This is a genomic window from Pseudomonas abieticivorans (assembly GCF_023509015.1).
Taxonomy (GTDB): domain Bacteria; phylum Pseudomonadota; class Gammaproteobacteria; order Pseudomonadales; family Pseudomonadaceae; genus Aquipseudomonas; species Aquipseudomonas abieticivorans.
The window spans coordinates 3,309,811-3,330,076 of sequence record NZ_CP094975.1 but is presented as its reverse complement, the minus strand read 5'-3'; the positions used below and the strand labels follow the sequence as shown (position 1 = coordinate 3,330,076).

Genomic DNA, 20,266 nt, shown 5'->3' with positions numbered 1-20,266 from the left:
ATGCGCTGGATTTCCCGCCCCGGCTGGCCCGGTAACCTGCTGGCCGTGGCGGCTGGCGCTCTCACTCCGCTGGCCCTGGCCCCCTTCGATTTTTGGCCGCTGTCGATTTTCTCGCTGGCGCTGTTTTATTTCGGCATGCGCGGGCTCAGCCCTCGCCAGGCCTTTGGCCGTGGCTGGTGCTACGGTTTCGGCCTGTTCGGCGCCGGCACCAGCTGGATCTACGTGAGCATCCACACCTACGGCGGCGCTTCGGTGTTCCTGGCAGGGTTCCTGATGCTGGCGTTCAGCGCCGCCGTGGCGCTGTTCTTTGCCCTCCCCGCGTGGCTCTGGGCGCGCTGGGTGCGCCGCAACGAAGCCCCTTTGGCCGATGCCCTGGCCTTTGCCGCCCTGTGGGTCGCTCAGGAAGCCTTCCGCGGCTGGTTCCTGACCGGCTTCCCTTGGCTGTATGCCGGTTACAGCCAGCTTGATGCACCGCTGGCAGGCTTGGCGCCGGTCGGCGGCATGTGGTTGGTGTCGTTCACCCTGGCGTTGACCGCAGCCCTGCTGTGCAACCTGCATCGGCTGCGCGAGCGCAAGGCCTTCCTGGCCGCAGGCGTGGTGCTGCTGCTCGGCCCCTGGGCCATCGGCCAGGCGCTCAAGGGCCATGCCTGGACCAGCCCGGCCGGCGAACCGCTGAGCGTGGCGGCGGTGCAGGGCAACATCGAACAAAGCATGAAATGGGACCCTGCCCAGGTCAACGCGCAACTGGCGCTGTACCGTGACATGACCTTCCGGGCCAAGCGCACCGACCTGATCATCTGGCCGGAAACCGCCGTGCCGGTGTTGATGGACAACGCCCAGGGCTTTCTCGACATGATGGGCAACTTCGCCTCCAGCCGTCAGTCGGCGCTGATTACCGGCGTGCCGATCCGCCAGGAAGTGCGCCACGAGAAACGCTACTTCAACGGCATCACCGTGGTAGGCCAGGGCGATGGCACCTACCTCAAGCAAAAGCTGGTGCCCTTTGGTGAGTACGTGCCATTGCAGGACCTGCTGCGCGGGCTGATCGACTTCTTCAACCTGCCCATGTCGGACTTCGCCCGCGGCCCGGCCGACCAGGCGCTGTTGCAAGCCAAAGGCTACGAAATCGCCCCGTTCATCTGCTATGAAGTGGTGTACCCGGAATTCGCCGCAGGCGTTGCCAGGCACAGTGACTTGCTGTTGACCATTAGCAACGACACCTGGTTCGGCACCTCGATCGGCCCGCTGCAGCACTTGCAGATGGCCCAGATGCGCGCCCTGGAGGCCGGCCGCTGGATGATCCGCGCCACCAACAACGGCGTGACCGCGCTGATCAACCCGTACGGGCAGATCACCACGCAGATCCCGCAGTTCACCGAGGCGGTGATGTATGGAGACGTGGTGCCGATGCACGAGCTCACGCCTTACCTGCGCTGGCGCTCGTGGCCGTTGATCATTGTGTGCGGGTTGTTGTTTGGCTGGGCATTGTTGGCCAGCCGGATTGCCAAGACCGTTTGAGATTGAGGCGCCTGGTTCGCTAATGAATCCTACAGACGATCGCATTCCTTCTGTAGGAGCGGATTTATCCGCGAAAAGGACACCGCGGTATGTCAGGCAAGTTGTGTCGGCTGCTTCGCGGATGAATCCTACGGGAGCGGACTATCCGCGAACCAGGCGCTGCTAATAAAACAACCGGTACCCCACCGCCCCCGCCGCCTCATTCAACAATTGCCCGCTCTGCCACAGCGACTTGACCTCCGGCAGCCAACCGCCCCAAGGCCGGGCATTGTCGACCCCCAAAAAGCCCACCGGCGCGCTCACTACCTCGAACCCCGCCTGCTCGAAACTCCAGCGCGAGCGCGGCATGTGCCAAGCCTGGGTGACTACCACTACGCGCTTGATGCCCAGGGGTTTGAGGATGTCGGCACTCATTTGGGCATTTTCCCAGGTGGTGCGGCTGGCGCCTTCTTGCCAGCGAGCCTGCACGCCAAAATCATCCTTCAGCGAGGCGGCCATGATGTATGCCTCGCTGGGCGGCGTGCCGTAATGCAGGCCACCGCTGGTCAGCACCGGCAAGCCCGAGGCCTTGGCCAGGCGGGCGGCGTAGCGCACGCGCTCCAAGGCAACGCCGGTGGGCTGGTCTTCACCGCCCCAGGCCGGATCGCCACGCTCGCGCCCAGCCCCCAGGATAACGATCGCATCGGCGTGCTGGGCCAGGGTTGCCCATTCATCGGCCTTGAGCGCAGGCGTTTGCTCCAGGGCATGCGCGGCGGTCTGCACGGCGATCGGCAAGCTCATCAACCACAAGCCACCTAGGCTCAGGGCGAAACACCCCGCCGCCAGCCGCGGCCGCGAACGCCTCAGCCACCAGGCCAGCAGCAACAGCAGGAAAAGAATGCCCGGGGGCAGCAGAAGGGATTTGATCAGGAAACGAAAAGGCATCGAGCATCCTCTGAAGGTGCCCGAAGCCTATAGTGGAAAGATGCGCTGCAACAGAGGGGCAACGCTGATCCGAAAAGGCCGAGGTGACGTAATAATGTGCGTTCCAGGTTGCACCAGACTCACCTCGTTGATTACTTGAACTGTCGCGATCTGGAGTAGGCCGTACCTTTTGCAAAGGCCTTGTCTTTCAGCCACACCACATTGGCCGGACGATTTGACTCGAAAGGCTCCAGCAGCACGGAGCCGCCTTGCCCGCCCACCGGGTTGGACTTAAGGTAGGCCTTGATCAATTCCATCTCTGCGCGACTCAAACCACGTAACTCCAATTCCGCCGGTGCTTCATCTCTTAACCGAACCGCTGTCCTGGCGACGTCCAAGGCCAGGCCCAGACGATCGATCAGCCGCTCATACGCCTCCGGCTTCATGGCTTTGCCCTGTGACTCAACCATCCGCTCACCTCATTGAAATTAAACGAACTCCCCATTGATGAGCTTAGCGTTGCTCGTAAAACCGGCGCGATGCCGCGACCAACGGCCGCGTTTCTTCATGTTTTCGTACAATCGCCAGCCTGCCGCCAGCGCAATCAGGGTTTCCCCAGATACGCGGGGGTCATGTATGCTACGGCGTTTAAAGTCGACACCTGTCTACCGGCCGCAGCGTTTTACCAGCTGCCTGGATAAGGTCACCCATTTCTCAGCGCAAAGTAGCCATGCACGAACTCTATCAGCCCCGCGAAATCGAAGCCGCCGCCCAGTCGTTCTGGGACGAGCAAAAGTCCTTTGAAGTAAGTGAACAGCCTGGCAAGGAGACCTTCTATTGCCTATCGATGTTCCCCTACCCTAGCGGCAAGCTACACATGGGGCACGTGCGCAACTACACCATTGGCGACGTGATCTCCCGCTACCACCGCATGCAGGGTAAAAATGTCCTGCAACCGATGGGTTGGGACGCCTTTGGCATGCCGGCTGAAAACGCCGCCATGAAAAACAACGTAGCGCCAGCCAAGTGGACTTACGAGAACATCGCCTACATGAAGTCCCAGCTCAAGAGCCTGGGCCTGGCGATCGACTGGTCGCGCGAAGTCACCACCTGCAAGCCCGACTACTACCGTTGGGAGCAGTGGCTGTTCACCCGCCTGTTCGAAAAAGGCGTGATCTACCGTAAAAACGGTACCGTGAACTGGGACCCGGTCGACCAGACCGTACTGGCCAACGAGCAAGTCATCGACGGCCGCGGCTGGCGTTCGGGCGCGCTGATCGAAAAGCGCGAAATCCCGATGTACTACTTCAAGATCACCGACTACGCCGAAGAGCTGCTCGAAAGCCTCGACGATCTGCCGGGCTGGCCTGAACAGGTCAAGACCATGCAGCGCAACTGGATCGGCAAGTCGCGAGGGATGGAAGTGCAGTTCCCGTACGACCAGGCCTCCATTGGCGAAGCGGGCACGCTGAAAGTGTTCACCACCCGCCCGGATACCCTGATGGGTGCCACCTACGTGGCCGTGGCCGCCGAGCACCCGCTCGCGACCCAAGCTGCGCAGAACAACCCCGAGCTGCAAGCGTTCATCAACGAATGCAAAAGCGGCAGCGTGGCCGAAGCCGATATCGCCACCCAAGAGAAGAAAGGCCAGCCCACTGCCCTGTTCGTGGAGCACCCGCTGACCGGCGAGAAGCTGCCGGTATGGGTCGCCAACTACGTGCTGATGCACTACGGCGACGGCGCGGTCATGGCGGTCCCGGCACACGACGAACGCGACTTCGAGTTCGCCACCAAGTACAACCTGCCGATCAAGTCGGTGGTGCGCACCAGCGCTGGCGATACCAACCCTGCCCCGTGGCAGGACGCGTACAACGAACACGGCGAGCTGATCAACTCCGGCGAGTTCGACGGCCTGGACTTCGCCGGCGCCTTCGACGCCATTGAAGTGGCGCTGATCAAGAAAGAGCTTGGCAAATCCCGCACCCAGTTCCGCCTGCGCGACTGGGGCATCAGCCGCCAGCGCTACTGGGGCTGCCCGATCCCGATCATCCACTGCGATACCTGCGGTGACGTACCGGTGCCGGAAGACCAACTGCCGGTCAAGCTGCCCGAAGACGTGGTACCCGACGGCGCAGGCTCGCCGCTGGCGCGCATGCCCGAGTTCTACGCGTGCACCTGCCCTAAATGCGGCGCTGCAGCCAAGCGCGAAACCGACACCATGGACACTTTCGTCGAGTCCTCGTGGTACTTCGCCCGCTATGCCTCGCCTCACTACGAAGGCGGCATGGTCGACCCGGCCGCGGCCAACCACTGGCTGCCAGTGGACCAGTACATCGGCGGTATCGAACACGCCATCTTGCACCTGCTGTACGCGCGTTTCTTCCACAAGCTGATGCGTGACGAAGGCCTGCTGAGCTCCAACGAGCCGTTCAAGAACCTGCTGACCCAGGGCATGGTCGTCGCCGAAACCTACTACCGCATGGAAGAGAACGGCGGCAAGACCTGGTTCAACCCGGCCGACGTCGAACTTGAGCGCGACAGCAAGGCCAAGGTCATCAGCGCCAAGCTGATCAGCGACGGCCTGCCGGTGGAAATCGGCGGCACCGAGAAGATGTCCAAGTCCAAGAACAACGGCGTCGACCCACAGTCGATGATCGATCAGTACGGCGCCGACACCTGCCGCCTGTTCGTGATGTTCGCCTCGCCGCCCGACATGAGCCTGGAATGGTCTGATTCGGGTGTGGAAGGTTCGCACCGCTTCCTCAAGCGCGTATGGCGCCTGGCCCAGGCACATGTGGCCCAAGGCCAGCCTGAAGCACTGGACGTCGCCGCGCTGAACGACGAGCAAAAGGCTATCCGCCGCATCACCCACCTGGCCATTCGCCAGGCGAGCGTGGACGTCGGCCAGCACCACAAATTCAACACCGCCATCGCCCAGGTGATGACTGTGATGAACGCCCTGGAAAAAGCCCCCCAGGCCACCGCCCAGGACCGTGCGTTGCTGCAGGAAGGCCTGGAAACCGTGGTACTGCTGTTGGCCCCGATCACCCCGCACATCAGCCACGAACTGTGGAACCAGCTGGGCCATGACGGCGCCGTGATCGACGCCGGTTGGCCGACCCTGGACGAAAGCGCCTTGGTGCAAGACAGCCTGACCCTGGTGATCCAGGTGAACGGTAAATTGCGCGGGCAGATCGAAATGCCGGCCAGTGCCAGCCGCGAAGAAGTCGAAGCGGCTGCCCGGGTCAACGAAAACGTACTGCGCTTCACCGAAGGCCTGACGATCCGCAAAGTGATCGTCGTGCCCGGCAAACTGGTCAACATCGTCGCCAGCTGATCGCATCGAGCGTCCGGAAGGCTCCGGGCGCCATTTACAGAGTCGGCCCACAAGGTTTCAAGGGAGCATCAAGATGATCAAACGCAATCTACTGGTAATGGGCCTGGCCGTCATGCTGAGCGCCTGTGGTTTCCAGTTGCGCGGTACCGGCACCAATCAGATGTCGATCAAGGAAATCGGCCTGACGGCCCGTGACGCCTATGGCCCGACCGTGACCGACCTGCGTCGTGCGCTGGAAAGCAGCGGCGTGAAAGTGGTCGGTGGCGGCCCGTACAAGCTTAACCTGAGCAGCGAAGTGGAAAACCAGCGCGCTGCCAGCTACACGGGCTCCACTCGCTCGGCGGAGTATGAGCTGAGCACCGTGCTCAACTACGAGATCAACGGCACCAACAACCTGCAACTGGTGAGCGACAAGGTCGAGGCGCAAAAGATCTACCTGCATGATGGCAACAACCTGACCGGCTCCGACCAGGAAGCTGCCCAGGCCCGCAAAGACCTGCGTCGCGACCTGATCCAGAAAATGATGGCACGTTTGCAGAAACTGACCCCAGCCCAGCTGGACGAACTGCAAACCAAGGCCGATGCCCGTGCCAAGGCTGAAGCCGACGCCGAGGCCGCTGCCCAGCGCGCGATGGACGCGACGCCGCAGCAGTCGCCCGTCCAACTGCCGAGCAGGTAAGCAGGAGAGGGGGCGCTCAGGCGCCCCTTTTCTTTCATCGCCATGAAACTGACCCCCGCCCAGCTCAACAAACACCTGCAAGGCAGCCTTGCGCCGATCTACGTGATCAGCGGCGACGATCCCTTGCTGTGCCAGGAGGCCGCCGATGCCGTGCGTGCCGCCGCGCGCCAACAAGGTTTCGACGAACGCCAGGTATTCAGCGCCGACGCCAATTTCGATTGGGGCACCCTGCTGCAGGCCGGCGCGAGCCTGTCGCTGTTTGCCGAACGGCGCCTGCTGGAACTGCGTTTGCCGTCTGGCAAACCCGGTGACAAAGGCGCTAGCGCACTGATCGAGTACTGCTCGCGCCCGGCCGAAGATACCTTGCTGCTGATCAGCCTGCCCAAACTCGATGGCAGCGCGCAAAAGACCAAATGGGGCAAGGCCCTGGTCGAAGGCGCGCAGACTCAGTTCGTGCAGATCTGGCCAGTGGATGCCAGCCAGTTGCCGCAATGGATTCGCCAGCGTTTGTCCCAGGCCGGCTTGTCGGCGCAACAGGATGCCGTTGAGCTGATCGCCGCGCGAGTAGAAGGCAACCTGCTGGCTGCCGCCCAAGAGATCGAGAAGCTCAAGCTGCTGGCCGACGGCAACCAGATCACCCTGGAAACCGTGCAGGCGGCCGTGGCCGACAGTGCGCGCTTCGACGTGTTCGGCCTGGTGGACGCCGTACTCAACGGTGAAGCGGCCCACGCCTTGCGCATGCTCGAAGGCCTGCGCGGCGAAGGCGTGGAACCGCCGGTGATCCTCTGGGCGCTGGCCCGTGAGCTGCGCACCCTGGCCAACATTGCCCTGCAATACAGCCAAGGCACGCCGCTGGACAAGGCGTTCAGCCAGGCCAAGCCACCGGTGTGGGACAAGCGCAAGCCGTTGATGAGCAAAGCCCTGCAACGCCATTCGGCGCAGCGCTGGGCGCAACTGCTGCAGGATGCCCAGCATATCGATGCACAGATCAAGGGCCAGGCCCAGGGCTCGGTGTGGATCAGCCTGTCGCGGCTGTCGCTGCTAATGGCCGGCCAGCGCCTGGCCCTCCCGGCCCAGTAGGAGCGGATTTATCCGCGAAGCGATCACTGCCGTATAACTGAAGCACCGTGGCGATCCTTTCGCGGATAAACCCGCTCCTACTGGGAAGGTATTGTGCTGGGGTAACATCGGCGTATTATCCGCAGCTTCACAAGCGGAGGTTATCCATGAGCAAGAAACGCCCCAACAAAGCCAAGTCCATCATCGCCCAGCCCCTGTTCCGCAGCCGTCAGGAACAACCCGCCAAGGGCAAAGGCAGCTACCGCCGCGAAGCCTTCCAGTCTAAAAGCTGGGAGGCTTCTTCCGTTATGGCGGCGTGAACGTGCATTAGTCGGACATTGCCTACTCCCCTCCCCGCACAACTCCCGCTCTGCCCGGCAGTCATGGTATGGTCGTCACCTGACCTGAAATACCTGGACCTGTGAATGTCTCTTCGTCGTCCCCAGCGTTGGCAGATGCGCCAACTGCTCGCTACTTCCAGCCTGTTCCTGCTCGTCGCCTGTGCTGAACAGAACACCGCCGCCGATGCCCTGCCCGTAGCACCCCAAAAGACTTCGCCTGTCGCCCCGCTGACTACCGCCGCGCCCACCGACGCCGATGGCTTCGTGCTGCCTAGCCAAACCTTCGATCAATGGGAGGCAGGCTTTCGCCAGCAAGCCCTGCAGGCCGGCATCAACCCGGCGCTGTTTGACCGCGCGTTCGCCGGCATAACGCCGGACCCGTCGGTGATCAAGGCTGACCGCAGCCAACCGGAGTTCACCCGCCCGGTGTGGGAATACCTGGACGGTGCGATTTCGCCCGTGCGCGTACGCAAGGGCCAGGCCCTGCTCAACCAGTACGCCGACGTACTGACGCAGATCGAGCAGCGTTACGGTGTTGATCGCCAGGCGCTGGTCGCGGTATGGGGCATGGAAAGCAGCTTCGGCCAGTTCCAGGGCGACAAGTCGGTGATCCGCTCGCTGGCGACCCTGGCCTACGAAGGACGGCGCCAGGGGTTTGCCCAGGATCAATTGATCGCCGCCCTGCAAATCCTGCAGAACGGCGATATCCAGCCTGAGCTGATGCTCGGCTCCTGGTCCGGTGCCATGGGCCAGACCCAGTTCATCCCCACCACCTACAACACCCATGCCGTGGACTTTGATGGCGACGGGCGCCGGGACATCTGGAACAGCGCTGCCGACGCCCTGGCTTCGACGGCGCACTACCTGCAGAGCTCCGGCTGGCAGCGTGGCCAGCCGTGGGGCTTTGAGGTGCAGCTAAGCGCTGGCTTCGACTACGCCCAAGCCGATGGCGCCCTGCGCAAGCCGGTTGGCGAATGGCTGCGCATGGGCGTGACCCTGCCTGCTGGCACGCGCCTGCCGGCCAACGCCGAGCAGCTGTCCGCCGCCCTGCTGTTGCCTGCCGGTTATCGCGGCCCGGCCTTCCTGGTGCTGGACAACTTCCGTGCGATCCTCAAGTACAACAACTCATCGTCGTATGCGCTGGGCGTGAGTTTGTTGTCACAGCGTTTCAACGGTGCAGGCTACATCTATGGCCAATGGCCCAAGGATGACCTGCCGCTGAGCCGCACCGAGCGCCTCGAACTGCAAACCCTGCTGACCGCGAAGAATTACGATGCGGGCACGCCGGATGGAATCATCGGCGCCAACACCCGCAAGGCCATCCGCAGTGCGCAGCAGGCATTGGGCTGGCCGGCGGATGGTTACCCCAACCACAAGCTGCTGGAAAGTTTGCGGGCGCACTGACAGCGCCGCATTTGTCTAGCCGCAACGAACGCTGCGTCGCCGTGTTGAAAGCGACGCAGCTTGCCTCAACCTAACTTACAGCGGCCACTGGCGGTAGTAATCCAGCACTCGCCCAACACACTGCGCTCGCTGAGCGGCGTGTTCCAGCACGGCTTCCTCGGCCATGCAGCCACCATACATCTGAACATACCCCAGGAAGTCTTCGCGGGCCTGCTCTGGCTCCGCATTTGCCAGGTACTCGATGAAGCGTCGTGGCGCCACTTCGAAATGCTGGTAGTCCACTGGGTAGTTCCAGTAGCCACCCCAATGCAGGAAACCGCGCTCGGCGAACAGATCGATCACCTCCTCGGCCATCCCCACCCTGACGGGCTTCTCCGCCCGCACGGACATGCGGTTTACATAGCTGCGAGCTGAAGCCACCGGGTCAATCGAAGCCGTACCGTCCACAGCGATGGCAAGGAACGGGTTCTGTACCGGATTAAGATCAATGGCCGCGCCATAAGCATGCAATGACCAGTTCGCACTGCCTTCGATAACCCGACCATTGAAGGCCGAAGTATTGTTGGCCGCCATCGATGCCGCGTCGTCACCATTGAAATGCTCCATGCCCAAAGCCGTCTGCAACGGGAAGCGCCGTTGGTACAGGGCGATGAACAGGTCGTCTACCTGCTCGGCAAATGCATCCATGACCATGACCGACCCCTCGCCATCCGGGCCGTCCAGGGAGGCGAAGGGAAACGTCACCAACCTCAATCGATCACAGCCGACCGGGCCTTGTGGGTTCAAGGTATTGGAGTCTTGCATCACTTGGCAGTGCACGTCACTAACGGGCAGTACTTGGGCAGAGGCGTGGCCAGCCAGCACTGACATGCCGATGGCCACTGAAAGAGGTGTCATGGTTTTGGGAAAATACTTCATCAGTCACTATTCCTTTGATGTTAGATAACCGTCCTGTCCCCGAACCGTTGATCGGGGCAAGTACCAAGCTAACAACTTCTCAAAGGAGGCAAAGCAGCAGGCAATGTTGCACCTTGCGGCACAGATGTACATCGCCGCTCGCAGCTACAAGGTCACCATCTGTTCCAGTGTCAGGCTTTTTTCGCCCGCATCCAACCGCACCTGCGCCCCCAGCGGCAGCGTGAGGTTCGGGTCGCAATGCCCGCTGCGCCACCCAGCCAACACCGGAATGCCCAACGGGCCGAACGTCTGCTCCAACAGCGGGGTCATCGCCGGCAACTCGATACCGGCAAAATCCCCCACCAGCACCCCCCGCAGCCCCGCCAGCTTGCCGGCCAGGTGCAATTGCGTCAGCAGCCGGTCCACGCGGTACAGTGGCTCATTGACGTCCTCCATCAGCAGGATCGCGCCTTCGGTATCGATCTCGTAGGGGGTGCCCAAGGTGCCGCAGATCATCGCTAGGTTGCCACCGGCCAGCCGCCCGGCGGCGATGCCGTGCTCGATGCAGGTCAGGGGGTGCGCCACGGGGTGGGTGAAGGTGTCGCCGGCCTTGACCTGCCCCCTGAGCAAACGCAACAAGGACGACTCGGTGGGCGGCGCCTTGTTGCCTAGCAGATCGGCATTGAGCAACGGCCCGTGAAAGGTGACGAAACCGCAATAGCGCTCGATGGCCAGGTGCAAGGCGGTGATATCGCTGTAGCCCACAAGTGGCTTGGGGTTGTTCTTGAGCAGCGGGTAGTCAATACGATCGAGCAACCGCGGTGTGCCGTAGCCGCCGCGCAGGCACAGGATAGCGGCCACCTCCGGGTCGGCAAAGGCGGCGTGCAGGTCGCGCAGGCGCACCTCGTCACTGCCGGCCAGGTAGCCCTGCTTTTCGAACACCCCCGGGTAGATACGCAGGCGGTAACCGCGCTCGCTCATCCAGCGCTCGGCGGCCTTGACGTCCAGGTGGCCTGGCCCTGCTGGGGCGATGATGGCGATCAGACCATTGCTAGGCAAGCGCGGCACAGCGGTAGCGGGGGTCATGGCAATGTTCGAGCTCATTGAAGTTCGTCCTTGAATAATGGCACAAACAAAAATGCCGGGGCCATCTCGAAAATGGCACCCGGCATTATTTCCAGCGCAGCGATCAGAGCTTGGCCTTGGCCTCGTGCGCCTGCTGGTCAGCGTGGTACGAGGAACGCACCAACGGGCCCGACGCGACGTTCTTGAAGCCCATCTTGTAGCCTTCCTCGGCGAACCAGGCGAAGGTGTCCGGGTGCACGAAGCGCTGCACCGGCAGGTGGCTACGCGACGGCTGCAGGTACTGGCCCAGGGTCAGCATGTCGATGTTGTGCTCGCGCATGCGCTGCATCACTTCGATCACTTCTTCGTCGGTTTCACCCAAGCCCAGCATCAGGCCGGATTTGGTCGGCACGTGCGGTACCAGTTCCTTGAACTTTTGCAGCAGGGTCAGCGACCACTGGAAGTCCGAACCTGGGCGCGCGGCCTTGTACAGGCGTGGCACGGTCTCCAGGTTGTGGTTGAACACGTCCGGCGGCTCTTGCGCGGTAATCGCCAGGGCGACGTCCATGCGGCCGCGGTAGTCCGGCACCAGGGTTTCCAACTGCACGCCTGGCGACAGCTTGCGGATTTCCCGCAGGCAGTCGGCAAAGTGCTGGGCACCGCCGTCACGCAGGTCGTCGCGGTCTACCGAAGTGATGACCACATACTTGAGGCGCAGGTCGGCGATAGCCACGGCCAGGTTCATCGGTTCGTCGGCATCCAGTGCCTTCGGGCGGCCGTGGCCCACGTCACAGAACGGGCAGCGACGGGTGCAGATGTCACCCATGATCATGAAGGTGGCGGTACCGCCCGAGAAACACTCGCCCAGGTTAGGGCACGAGGCTTCTTCGCACACGCTGTGCAGCTTGTGTTTGCGCAGCAGTTGCTTGATGCGGTCGACTTCCGGCGACACCGGGATACGCACGCGAATCCAGTCGGGCTTTTTAGGCAGCTCTTCGGTCGGGATAATCTTGACCGGGATACGCGCCACCTTTTCTGCGCCGCGCAACTTCACGCCGGCTTCCACTTTGGCACGGGCCGGGCGCTCGGGCACGGACACTGCAGGGATCAGGGTTTGCGCGGTGCTTTGCACCGGGTCATGCACAGTAGTCATATTCAGTCGATTCCGCCCGCTAGGGTCGTCTGCTCAGCGTAGTCGAGGTGCTTGACGAGCTGCGCGCGCAGCCGGGCACTTACCTCGGCAAATTCAATCGGGCCTGCATGTTCGCTCAGCTGGGTCATGGCCAGCCCAGCGTAACCGCAGGGATTAATCCGTCGGAAAGGCTCAAGGTTCATGTCCACGTTCAGGGCCAGGCCGTGAAAGGAACACCCCTTGCGAATCCGCAAGCCGAGGGAGGCGATTTTCGCGCCCTCGACATATACACCTGGTGCATCGGGCTTGGCTGTTGCCGGCACGCCGTAGCTGCCCAGCAGGGCCACCAGGCTCTGCTCGATGCGGCTGACCAGCTCGCGCACGCCAAAGCCCAGGCGGCGCACGTCCAGCAACAGGTACACCACCAACTGGCCGGGGCCATGATAAGTCACCTGGCCGCCGCGATCGACCTGTACCACGGGAATGTCGCCAGGCAACAGCACATGTTCGGCCTTGCCGGCCTGGCCCTGGGTGAACACCGACGGGTGCTGCACCAGCCAGACTTCGTCGGCGGTGCCGGCAGTACGCTGGTCGGTGAAGCGTTGCATCGCGTGCCAGGTTGGCTCGTAGGCCTTCAGGCCCAGCTCGCGAAAGCCCAGGGAGTGCAATGGCATCAGAGCACCATTTTCACTTTGCCGGTAGCGCGCAACTCACTGTTGATGTTGTAGAGCTGGTCTTGGTCAATGGCCAGGATGTGCAACTGCAGCGTCGTGTAGTTGCCGTTGCTGCTTTGGCGCTCGGCATTGATGTCATGGTTGATCTTGGCGTGCTTCTCGACGATCTCGATGACCATGGCCTTGAAACCCACGCCGGTGTCGCCGATGACCTTGATCGGATAATCAGCGCACGGGAATTCGATTTTTGGTTCTTTTACTTCGGTATCTGTCATGGCAGTAACGGCCTCGTAAGCCGAGAAAACGGACAGGCCCCCACCGCCTTCAGCGGTAGGGGCATGCGGATCAATGAATCAGTTGAACAGGCCGTAGAAGAATAGACGAATGCTATCCCACATGCGGCGGATGAAACCACCCTCGTCCACGGCGTCCAGTGCGATCAGGTCGGCACTGTGAACCACTTTGTCACCCATTTTGACTTCAACTTTACCGATCACGTCACCCTTGGCGATCGGCGCGGTCAGTTGCGGGTTCATGGTCATGGTTGCCGCCAGGTTTTTCAATTGGCCTTTAGGCAAAGTCATGGTCAGGTCGTCGGCCAGGCCGGCTTTGACCTGGTGGGTAGCACCCTTCCAGACCGGCGCCTGGGCAAGCTCGGTGCCCTTCTGGTAGAAGGTCTGGGTTTCGTAGAAACGGAAGCCATAAGTCAAAAGCTTCTGGGTTTCAGCGGCGCGAGCCTGTTCGCTGTTGGTGCCGAACACCACGGCGATCAGGCGCATGCCGTCACGTACCGCAGAAGACACCATGCAATAGCCGGCCTCTTCGGTGTGGCCGGTTTTCAAGCCGTCGACGGTCTTGTCGCGCCACAGCAGCAGGTTGCGGTTAGGCTGCTTGATGTTGTTCCAGAAGAACTCTTTTTGCGAGTAGATCGCGTAGTGAGCCGGGTCTTCGTGAATGATCGCACGAGCCAGCAGCGCCATGTCGTGGGCGGTGGAATAGTGCTCCGGGTTCGGCAGGCCAGTCGGGTTCATGAAGTGGCTGTTGGACATGCCGAGGGTTTCGGCCGTCTTGTTCATCATGTCGGCAAAGCCGTCCTCGCTGCCGGCGATGTGCTCGGACAGAGCGACGCTGGCGTCGTTACCCGACTGGATGATGATGCCGTGCAGCAGGTCGCTCACCGACACTTGCGAGCCGACTTTGAGGAACATCCGCGAACCGCCGGTGCGCCAGGCATTTTCACTGATGGTGACCGGGTCGTTCTCGCCGATCTGGCCGCGACGGATTTCCAGGGTCGCGATGTAGGCGGTCATCAGTTTGGTCAGGCTGGCCGGTGGCAAACGCTGATCGCCATTGTCTTCGACAAGGACGGTCCCGCTGGAGGCTTCCATCAGTACATAGGATTTGGCGGCCAGTTGTGGCGCTGCCGGCATCATCTGCTCTGCCGCCCACGCAGTTGGGGCGATCATCAGCGGTACTAGCAGGCATAGGCGTTTGGCAAAGGTGGTGATGTTCATCCGTCTCTCGAAATTGCTAATGGGCACCTGCCCGGAGTGGGCAAATATTGTTCCAGGCCTGCTGGCCTGGCTGGTAAAGGGCCTGTTACCGGCCACTCTATTGTTCGGCTGTCGACCTGGACAGTTCCCCCGCCTGTCGACACCCGAGGCACGAGCCCGTTTCCAGGCTCGAAAATCGTTATTCGGCTTTTACCAGGCTGGCCTGGCCAAGGTTGGCCATGCGTACGCTGTCCTGGGTCTGCTGGATTTCACCCTGCGTGCCGATCGGCCCCATCCGCACCCGATAGAGTGTTTGCTGGTTGCGCACGATCGAGCTCACGAACACCGGGGCCCGCACCATCGAGCTCAGCTTGGACCTCAGCAGCTCCGCAGCGTCCGGATTGGCGAACGCTCCCACCTGGAGATACTGGCCAGAGGCTGGTACAGAACCGTTTTTTTTTGCGTCCATCTGCATCGGCAGGACGGCGACGGCGTGTTGCTGCGGTGGCGGCGTGTATTGTTCCACGGTACCGGTGCTGGGCGTCAGCGCCGGTTGCGCCTGGGCGACGACCTGCGGCTGATCAAGCATCAACGGCGCCGGTTTGCCACGCTGGGCCCACCACTGCTGCGGGTCGATGCCTTCGACCTTGACCCGCGCGGTACCGATTTCGGCATAACCGAGCTTTTTGGCCGCGGCATATGACAGGTCGATGATGCGGTCCGAGTAGAACGGGCCACGGTCGTTGACCCGCAGGATCACGCTGCGGTTGTTGTCCAGGTTAGTCACCCGCACGTAGCTGGGCAACGGCAAGGTCTTGTGCGCGGCACTCATGCCGTACAGGTCATACACCTCGCCATTGGCGGTGTTCTGGCCGTGGAACTTGGTGCCGTACCAGGACGCGGTGCCCGTGGCCACGTAGGCCTTGGAGTCGCTGAGCGGGAAGTAAGTCTTGCCCAGCACCGTGTACGGGTTGGCCTTGTAGGGACCACTGTGCAGGGTAGGCGTGGCATCGGGAATACGCGACACGTCGACGTCCCACCACGGTGCGCCGTCCTTGTGGGCCCGGTTGATGTCCAGCCCCGGCTGCGAGCGGATGGTGTTGCCACTGCTGCTTTGCGGCGCGCGGCTGGTCGAACAGCTGACCACCAGCACGGCCAGCGCTGCGTAGCCCATCAGTTTCAACGGTGTGCGGATCGGCATTGCTCGCATTACTTCACGCCCCGTGCTTGAACCAGTGCTTCTGACAATTGATACACCGCCATGGCATACATCGCGCTGCGATTATAGCGAGTGATCGTGTAGAAGTTGCCCAGGCCCATCCAATACTCAGGGCCAAATTCGCCATCAAAGCGAAACGCCGTGACCGGCAAGTCGTCGCGCAACGCATCATGACTTGACCAGCCCAGTGCTCGCAACTCCCCAACGGTCTTTACCGGATCAATGCCCGGACTCAAACCTTCATCCACATGCTCGCCGCGCACCGTCGCCCGGCTGACCACCTGTTCGCCGGTCACCCAGCCATGACGCTTGAAGTAGCTGGCGACGCTGCCGATGGCATCTTCCGGATCGGTCCAGATATTGATGTGCCCATCACCGTCGAAATCCACCGCATAGGCGCGAAAACTGCTGGGCATGAACTGCGGCAGGCCCATGGCGCCGGCATACGAGCCCTTCAGCGTCATCGGGTCGACCTGCTCTTCACGGGTCAACAACAGGTACTCGCGCAGTTCCTTGCGAAAGAACTCGGCGCGCGGAGGGTAATCGAACGCCAACGTGGAAAGCGCGTCGATCACCCGGTAATTGCCGCTATTGCGACCGAAAAACGTTTCAACGCCAATGATCGCCGCGATGATCTGCGCTGGCACGCCGTATTCTTGCTCGGCGCGCGTCAAGGCCGCTTCGTTCTGCCGCCAGAAATCCACGCCACGGGCAATGCGCGCGTCGGTGATGAACAGTGGGCGGTACTCCTTCCACGGCTTGACGCGCTCGGCCGGCTTGGAAATAGCATCCAGGATGGCCTGCTTGCGCTGGGCGTTACGGAATACATCCATCAACTGTTCGCCGGCGAAGCCGTAGTCGCGGGTCATTTCACCGACGAACTCGGCCACCTGCGGCGAGCCTTCGTAATCACCGGCCGTCGCTTGCTGCGACGAGCCCAGGATGCCCACCAGGCCGACCCACGGAATGCAGCGAGCCGCCCAGTTGCGCAAAACTTGCATGTAATTCTTCACCTTAATCAAACTTGTGCAATCCACTTGCGATGGGTATGGATTGACATCAAAACCCCAAACGCTGACATCAGCGTTACCAGCGAAGTTCCGCCATAACTAATGAAGGGCAGCGGCACACCCACGACAGGCAACAGGCCACTGACCATACCGATATTGACGAAAACATAAACAAAAAACGTCATGGTCAGGCTGCCGGCAAGCAACTTGCCGAACAACGTCTGGGCCTGAGCGGTAATCACCAGGCCGCGACCAATCAACAACAGGTAGATCAACAGCAGCGCGCAAATACCCACCAGGCCGAACTCTTCGCCCAGTACCGCGATGATGAAGTCGGTGTGGCTTTCCGGCAAAAAGTCCAGGTGCGATTGGGTTCCCAGCAGCCAGCCCTTGCCGAATACCCCACCCGAGCCAATCGCCGCCTTGGACTGGATGATGTTCCAGCCGGTGCCCAGCGGGTCGCTTTCCGGGTCGAGGAAGGTCAGGATCCGCTGTTTCTGGTAGTCGTGCATGATAAAAAACCACATCGCTATCGCCACCGGCACGGCCGCGGCGATCACGCTGATGATCCAGCGCCAGCGCAGGCCAGCCATGAACAGCACGAAGGTGCCCGAGGCGAGAATCAGCAGCGAGGTGCCCAAATCTGGCTGGCGCACGATCAGGATGAACGGTATGCCGATCAGCATCAGGCTCGCGCCCACGTGCTTGAGCTGCGGCGGCAACGTGCGCTTGGCCAGGTACCAGGCGATGGTGGCCGGCATGATGATCTTCATGAACTCCGAGGGCTGGAAGCGAATCACCCCGGGGATGTTGATCCAGCGCGTGGCGCCCATGGCGTTGTGCCCCATCACGTCCACTGCCACCAGTAACACCACGCCGAGCACGTAGGCCATTGGCACCCAGCGCGCCATAAACCGTGGCTCCAACTGGGCGATGAAAAACATCGAGACCAGGCCGATGCCGAACGAGGTGGCCTGCTTGATCAGCAGGTCCCAGCTTTTGCCGCTGGCCGAATAGAGCACGAACAGGCTGCCGGCCGCCAAGGTCAGCAACAGGATCAACAACGGGCCATCGATGTGAATGCGCTGCAGGAAGCTGGCGCGACGGCGCATCACATCCTCGCTGGAGAGCATGCGATCGAAATTACTCTTCACGTGAAGTCGTCTCCGCTGCGGGGGTCGGGGTATTGCTGGCGTATTCGGGCTTGAGCTGGCCATCGCTGCCCAGCAGCCAGGCGTCCATCACCTGGCGCACCACGGGTGCCGCAACGCCGGAGCCGGACTCGCCGTTCTCGACCATCACCGCAACTACAATTTTGGGGTTGTCCGCCGGCGCAAACCCTACGAACAGGGCGTGGTCACGGTGGCGTTCCTGAACTTTGGAGCGATCGTACTTTTCGCCCTGCTTGATCGCGACCACCTGGGCCGTGCCGCTCTTGCCAGCGATGCGGTACTGCGAGCCAATGGCCGCCTTGCGCGCCGTGCCACGCGCACCGTGCATCACTTGCTGCATGCCGTGGTTGACCTTGAGCCAGTCGGAGGGGTCACGCAGCACGATGTCTTGCATCGGGTTCTCGTCCACCGGCGGCGTGCCTTCGATGGTCTTGGCCAGGTGCGGGCGGTTCCACTTGCCCTTGTTGGCCACCAGCGCGGTGGCCTGGGCCAACTGCAGCGGGGTGGCCTGCATGTAGCCCTGGCCGATGCCCAGGATCAGCGTTTCGCCCGGGAACCAGGCCTGGCGCCGCGTGACGCGCTTCCATTCGCGCGAAGGCATCAGGCCCGGTGATTCTTCAAACATGTCCAGCGAGACCTTTTGGCCAATACCAAACCGGTTGAGGTAGCCGGACAACCGATCGATGCCCAGCTTGTGCGCCAGATCGTAGAAGTAGGTGTCGTTGGAGCGCATGATGGCCGTGTCGAGGTCGACGAAGCCGTCCCCCGTGCGGTTCCAGTTGCGGTACTTGTGATCGTAATTGGGCAGTTGGTAGTAACCCGGGTCGAATACACGCGTCGACGCCGTGACCACGCCGCTGTCGAGCCCGGCAATCGCCACCGCCGGCTTGATGGTCGAACCCGGCGGGTACAGGCCACGCAGCACGCGGTTGAACAGCGGGCGGTCGATGGAGTCCCGCAGCTCGGCGTAAGCCTTGAAGCTGATCCCGGTAACGAACAGGTTAGGGTCAAAGCTCGGCTGGCTGACCATGGCCAGCACCTCGCCGGTGCTCGGGTCCAGCGCCACGATCGCGCCACGGCGCCCGCCCAGGGCCAGCTCCGCGGCTTCCTGCAACTTGATGTCCAGGCTCAGCACGATGTCTTTGCCCGGTACCGGGTCGGTACGCTTGAGCACCCGCAACACCCGGCCACGGGCATTGGTTTCGACCTCTTCGTAACCCACCTGGCCATGCAGGTCGTCTTCGTAAAAACGTTCGACGCCGGTCTTGCCGATATGGTGGGTACCGCTATAGGCCACCGAGTCGAGACTTTTCAGCTCTTTCTCGTTGATACGGCCCATGTAGCCCACCGAATGGGCAAAGTGCGCACCTTGCGGGTAGTGCCGCACCAACTGCGCCACCACTTCGACGCCCGGCAAGCGGAACTGATTCACCGCAATACGGGCAATCTGCTCTTCATTGAGTTCGAACAGAATAGGTACCGGCTCGAACGGCCGACGCCCCTGCTTCATGCGCTTTTCGAAGATGGCCCGGTCATCGGGCGTAAGCTGCAGCACCTCGACGATTACGTCGAGCACCTGCTGCCAGTCGCCGGAACGTTCGCGGGTCATGCTCAGGCTGAAGCTGGGTCGGTTGTCCGCCACCACCACACCATTACGGTCGAAGATCAGCCCACGCGAAGGCGGAATCGGTTGCACATGCACCCGATTGTTCTCCGACAGCGTGGAGTGATACTCGTACTGAATGACCTGGAGGAAATACAGCCGCGCGATCAGCACGCACACCAGCACCACGACCGCCACCGCACCGACCACGACGCGGCCACGCACCAGGCGGGCGTCTTTCTCGTGATCCTTGAGGCGAATCGGCTGGGTCATTGAAGGCGCACAGGCTTATTTGTGATAAGGGTGCCCGGACAGGACAGTCCAGGCGCGATACAGCTGCTCACCAATCAGGATCCGCACCAGCGGGTGCGGCAAGGTCAACGGTGACAGCGACCAGCGCTGATCCGCCCGCGCACAGACTTCCGGCGCCAGCCCCTCGGGGCCGCCGACCATGAAGTTGACGGTGCGCGAATCCAGCCGCCAGCGGTCCAGTTCCACCGCCAGTTGCTCGGTGCTCCAAGGCTTGCCGTGCACTTCCAGCGTGACAATGCGCTCGCCCGGGCCGACCTTGGCCAGCATCGCCTCGCCTTCCTGACGGATAAAGCGGGCGACGTCGGCGTTTTTGCCGCGCGTGTTCAGCGGGATCTCGACCAGGTCCAGAGCCAGCTCCGACGGCAGACGCTTGGCATATTCCTGCCAGCCGTCTTCCACCCATTTCGGCATGCGCGAGCCCACCGCAATCAGACGCAAACGCACAGCC

Annotated in this window: 19 protein-coding genes; 6 read left to right on the top strand and 13 right to left on the bottom strand. The window is 62.0% G+C overall.

Going from position 1 to position 20,266, the window contains the following annotated elements; all coding sequences use genetic code 11:
- Complete coding sequence (gene lnt, locus L9B60_RS15245; RefSeq protein ID WP_249679602.1) at positions 1 to 1,518, top strand: apolipoprotein N-acyltransferase; 1,518 nt, start codon at positions 1 to 3, stop codon at positions 1,516 to 1,518.
- A gap of 162 nt (positions 1,519 to 1,680) precedes the next feature.
- On the opposite strand, the gene L9B60_RS15240 is transcribed toward lnt, so the two are convergent.
- Together L9B60_RS15240 and L9B60_RS30730 are read right to left on the bottom strand one after the other, a co-directional pair.
- Positions 1,681 to 2,442 carry a YdcF family protein gene (locus L9B60_RS15240; RefSeq protein ID WP_249679601.1) on the bottom strand — a complete coding sequence of 254 codons (762 nt, stop codon included), beginning with the start codon at positions 2,440 to 2,442 and terminating at the stop codon, positions 1,681 to 1,683.
- Between the two features lie 131 nt (positions 2,443 to 2,573).
- The gene (locus L9B60_RS30730) at positions 2,574 to 2,891 is read right to left on the bottom strand and encodes a hypothetical protein (RefSeq protein ID WP_438866114.1); all 318 of its coding nucleotides are present in this window, start codon (positions 2,889 to 2,891) and stop codon (positions 2,574 to 2,576) included.
- A gap of 260 nt (positions 2,892 to 3,151) precedes the next feature.
- Between L9B60_RS30730 and leuS the strand changes: the two genes are divergently transcribed.
- The 5 genes from leuS (at position 3,152) to L9B60_RS15210 (ending at position 9,241) form a co-directional block, all read left to right on the top strand.
- On the top strand, positions 3,152 to 5,758 hold the full coding sequence (gene leuS, locus L9B60_RS15230) for a leucine--tRNA ligase (protein WP_249679600.1): 2,607 nt from the start codon (positions 3,152 to 3,154) through the stop codon (positions 5,756 to 5,758).
- 73 nt (positions 5,759 to 5,831) lie between these two features.
- Positions 5,832 to 6,437, top strand: coding sequence for an LPS-assembly lipoprotein LptE (locus L9B60_RS15225; protein ID WP_249679599.1), 606 nt, complete (start codon positions 5,832 to 5,834; stop codon positions 6,435 to 6,437).
- A 42-nt stretch (positions 6,438 to 6,479) separates the two neighbouring features.
- Positions 6,480 to 7,517: a DNA polymerase III subunit delta gene (gene holA, locus L9B60_RS15220; RefSeq protein ID WP_249679598.1), complete on the top strand. Its 1,038-nt coding sequence runs from the start codon at positions 6,480 to 6,482 to the stop codon at positions 7,515 to 7,517.
- A gap of 146 nt (positions 7,518 to 7,663) precedes the next feature.
- Complete coding sequence (gene arfA, locus L9B60_RS15215) at positions 7,664 to 7,816, top strand: alternative ribosome rescue factor ArfA (protein WP_249679597.1); 153 nt, start codon at positions 7,664 to 7,666, stop codon at positions 7,814 to 7,816.
- A gap of 105 nt (positions 7,817 to 7,921) precedes the next feature.
- On the top strand, positions 7,922 to 9,241 hold the full coding sequence (locus L9B60_RS15210) for a lytic murein transglycosylase (protein ID WP_249679596.1): 1,320 nt from the start codon (positions 7,922 to 7,924) through the stop codon (positions 9,239 to 9,241).
- A gap of 75 nt (positions 9,242 to 9,316) precedes the next feature.
- On the opposite strand, the gene L9B60_RS15205 is transcribed toward L9B60_RS15210, so the two are convergent.
- The 11 genes from L9B60_RS15205 to rlmH form a co-directional block, all read right to left on the bottom strand.
- Positions 9,317 to 10,159, bottom strand: a complete 843-nt coding sequence (locus L9B60_RS15205; protein WP_249679595.1) for a M15 family metallopeptidase — start codon at positions 10,157 to 10,159, stop codon at positions 9,317 to 9,319.
- A gap of 144 nt (positions 10,160 to 10,303) precedes the next feature.
- Positions 10,304 to 11,242, bottom strand: coding sequence for a S66 peptidase family protein (locus L9B60_RS15200; RefSeq protein ID WP_249679594.1), 939 nt, complete (start codon positions 11,240 to 11,242; stop codon positions 10,304 to 10,306).
- 85 nt (positions 11,243 to 11,327) lie between these two features.
- The gene (lipA, locus tag L9B60_RS15195; RefSeq protein WP_438866143.1) at positions 11,328 to 12,335 is read right to left on the bottom strand and encodes a lipoyl synthase; all 1,008 of its coding nucleotides are present in this window, start codon (positions 12,333 to 12,335) and stop codon (positions 11,328 to 11,330) included.
- A 23-nt stretch (positions 12,336 to 12,358) separates the two neighbouring features.
- Positions 12,359 to 13,009 (bottom strand): lipoyl(octanoyl) transferase LipB, encoded by a 651-nt coding sequence (gene lipB, locus L9B60_RS15190; protein ID WP_249679592.1) that lies wholly within the window; start codon positions 13,007 to 13,009, stop codon positions 12,359 to 12,361.
- Positions 13,009 to 13,284, bottom strand: coding sequence for a DUF493 domain-containing protein (locus L9B60_RS15185; protein WP_249679591.1), 276 nt, complete (start codon positions 13,282 to 13,284; stop codon positions 13,009 to 13,011). The genes lipB and L9B60_RS15185 overlap by 1 nt, the downstream gene beginning before the upstream one ends.
- Before the next feature lie 78 nt (positions 13,285 to 13,362).
- Positions 13,363 to 14,523 (bottom strand): D-alanyl-D-alanine carboxypeptidase family protein, encoded by a 1,161-nt coding sequence (locus L9B60_RS15180; protein WP_249679590.1) that lies wholly within the window; start codon positions 14,521 to 14,523, stop codon positions 13,363 to 13,365.
- Positions 14,524 to 14,701: 178 nt separating this feature from the next.
- Positions 14,702 to 15,712, bottom strand: a complete 1,011-nt coding sequence (locus tag L9B60_RS15175; RefSeq protein ID WP_249679589.1) for a septal ring lytic transglycosylase RlpA family protein — start codon at positions 15,710 to 15,712, stop codon at positions 14,702 to 14,704.
- Positions 15,712 to 16,722: a lytic murein transglycosylase B gene (gene mltB, locus L9B60_RS15170; RefSeq protein WP_249679588.1), complete on the bottom strand. Its 1,011-nt coding sequence runs from the start codon at positions 16,720 to 16,722 to the stop codon at positions 15,712 to 15,714. Before mltB ends, L9B60_RS15175 begins: the two co-directional genes overlap by 1 nt.
- A gap of 17 nt (positions 16,723 to 16,739) precedes the next feature.
- Positions 16,740 to 17,843 carry a rod shape-determining protein RodA gene (gene rodA / locus L9B60_RS15165; protein ID WP_249679746.1) on the bottom strand — a complete coding sequence of 368 codons (1,104 nt, stop codon included), beginning with the start codon at positions 17,841 to 17,843 and terminating at the stop codon, positions 16,740 to 16,742.
- 31 nt (positions 17,844 to 17,874) lie between these two features.
- Positions 17,875 to 19,779 (bottom strand): penicillin-binding protein 2, encoded by a 1,905-nt coding sequence (mrdA, locus tag L9B60_RS15160; protein ID WP_249679587.1) that lies wholly within the window; start codon positions 19,777 to 19,779, stop codon positions 17,875 to 17,877.
- A gap of 15 nt (positions 19,780 to 19,794) precedes the next feature.
- Complete coding sequence (rlmH, locus tag L9B60_RS15155; RefSeq protein ID WP_249679586.1) at positions 19,795 to 20,262, bottom strand: 23S rRNA (pseudouridine(1915)-N(3))-methyltransferase RlmH; 468 nt, start codon at positions 20,260 to 20,262, stop codon at positions 19,795 to 19,797.
- Positions 20,263 to 20,266: the final 4 nt, after the last annotated feature.

Coding starts and splice junctions, on each gene's coding strand:
- lnt (WP_249679602.1), top strand. CDS start 1: ATGCGCTGGATTTCCCGCCCCGGCTGGCCCGGTAACCTGCTGGCCGTG.
- L9B60_RS15240 (WP_249679601.1), bottom strand. CDS start 2,442: ATGCCTTTTCGTTTCCTGATCAAATCCCTTCTGCTGCCCCCGGGCATT.
- L9B60_RS30730 (WP_438866114.1), bottom strand. CDS start 2,891: ATGGTTGAGTCACAGGGCAAAGCCATGAAGCCGGAGGCGTATGAGCGG.
- leuS (WP_249679600.1), top strand. CDS start 3,152: ATGCACGAACTCTATCAGCCCCGCGAAATCGAAGCCGCCGCCCAGTCG.
- L9B60_RS15225 (WP_249679599.1), top strand. CDS start 5,832: ATGATCAAACGCAATCTACTGGTAATGGGCCTGGCCGTCATGCTGAGC.
- holA (WP_249679598.1), top strand. CDS start 6,480: ATGAAACTGACCCCCGCCCAGCTCAACAAACACCTGCAAGGCAGCCTT.
- arfA (WP_249679597.1), top strand. CDS start 7,664: ATGAGCAAGAAACGCCCCAACAAAGCCAAGTCCATCATCGCCCAGCCC.
- L9B60_RS15210 (WP_249679596.1), top strand. CDS start 7,922: ATGTCTCTTCGTCGTCCCCAGCGTTGGCAGATGCGCCAACTGCTCGCT.
- L9B60_RS15205 (WP_249679595.1), bottom strand. CDS start 10,159: ATGAAGTATTTTCCCAAAACCATGACACCTCTTTCAGTGGCCATCGGC.
- L9B60_RS15200 (WP_249679594.1), bottom strand. CDS start 11,242: ATGAGCTCGAACATTGCCATGACCCCCGCTACCGCTGTGCCGCGCTTG.
- lipB (WP_249679592.1), bottom strand. CDS start 13,009: ATGCCATTGCACTCCCTGGGCTTTCGCGAGCTGGGCCTGAAGGCCTAC.
- L9B60_RS15185 (WP_249679591.1), bottom strand. CDS start 13,284: ATGACAGATACCGAAGTAAAAGAACCAAAAATCGAATTCCCGTGCGCT.
- L9B60_RS15180 (WP_249679590.1), bottom strand. CDS start 14,523: ATGAACATCACCACCTTTGCCAAACGCCTATGCCTGCTAGTACCGCTG.
- L9B60_RS15175 (WP_249679589.1), bottom strand. CDS start 15,712: ATGCGAGCAATGCCGATCCGCACACCGTTGAAACTGATGGGCTACGCA.
- mltB (WP_249679588.1), bottom strand. CDS start 16,722: ATGCAAGTTTTGCGCAACTGGGCGGCTCGCTGCATTCCGTGGGTCGGC.
- rodA (WP_249679746.1), bottom strand. CDS start 17,843: ATGCGCCGTCGCGCCAGCTTCCTGCAGCGCATTCACATCGATGGCCCG.
- mrdA (WP_249679587.1), bottom strand. CDS start 19,779: ATGACCCAGCCGATTCGCCTCAAGGATCACGAGAAAGACGCCCGCCTG.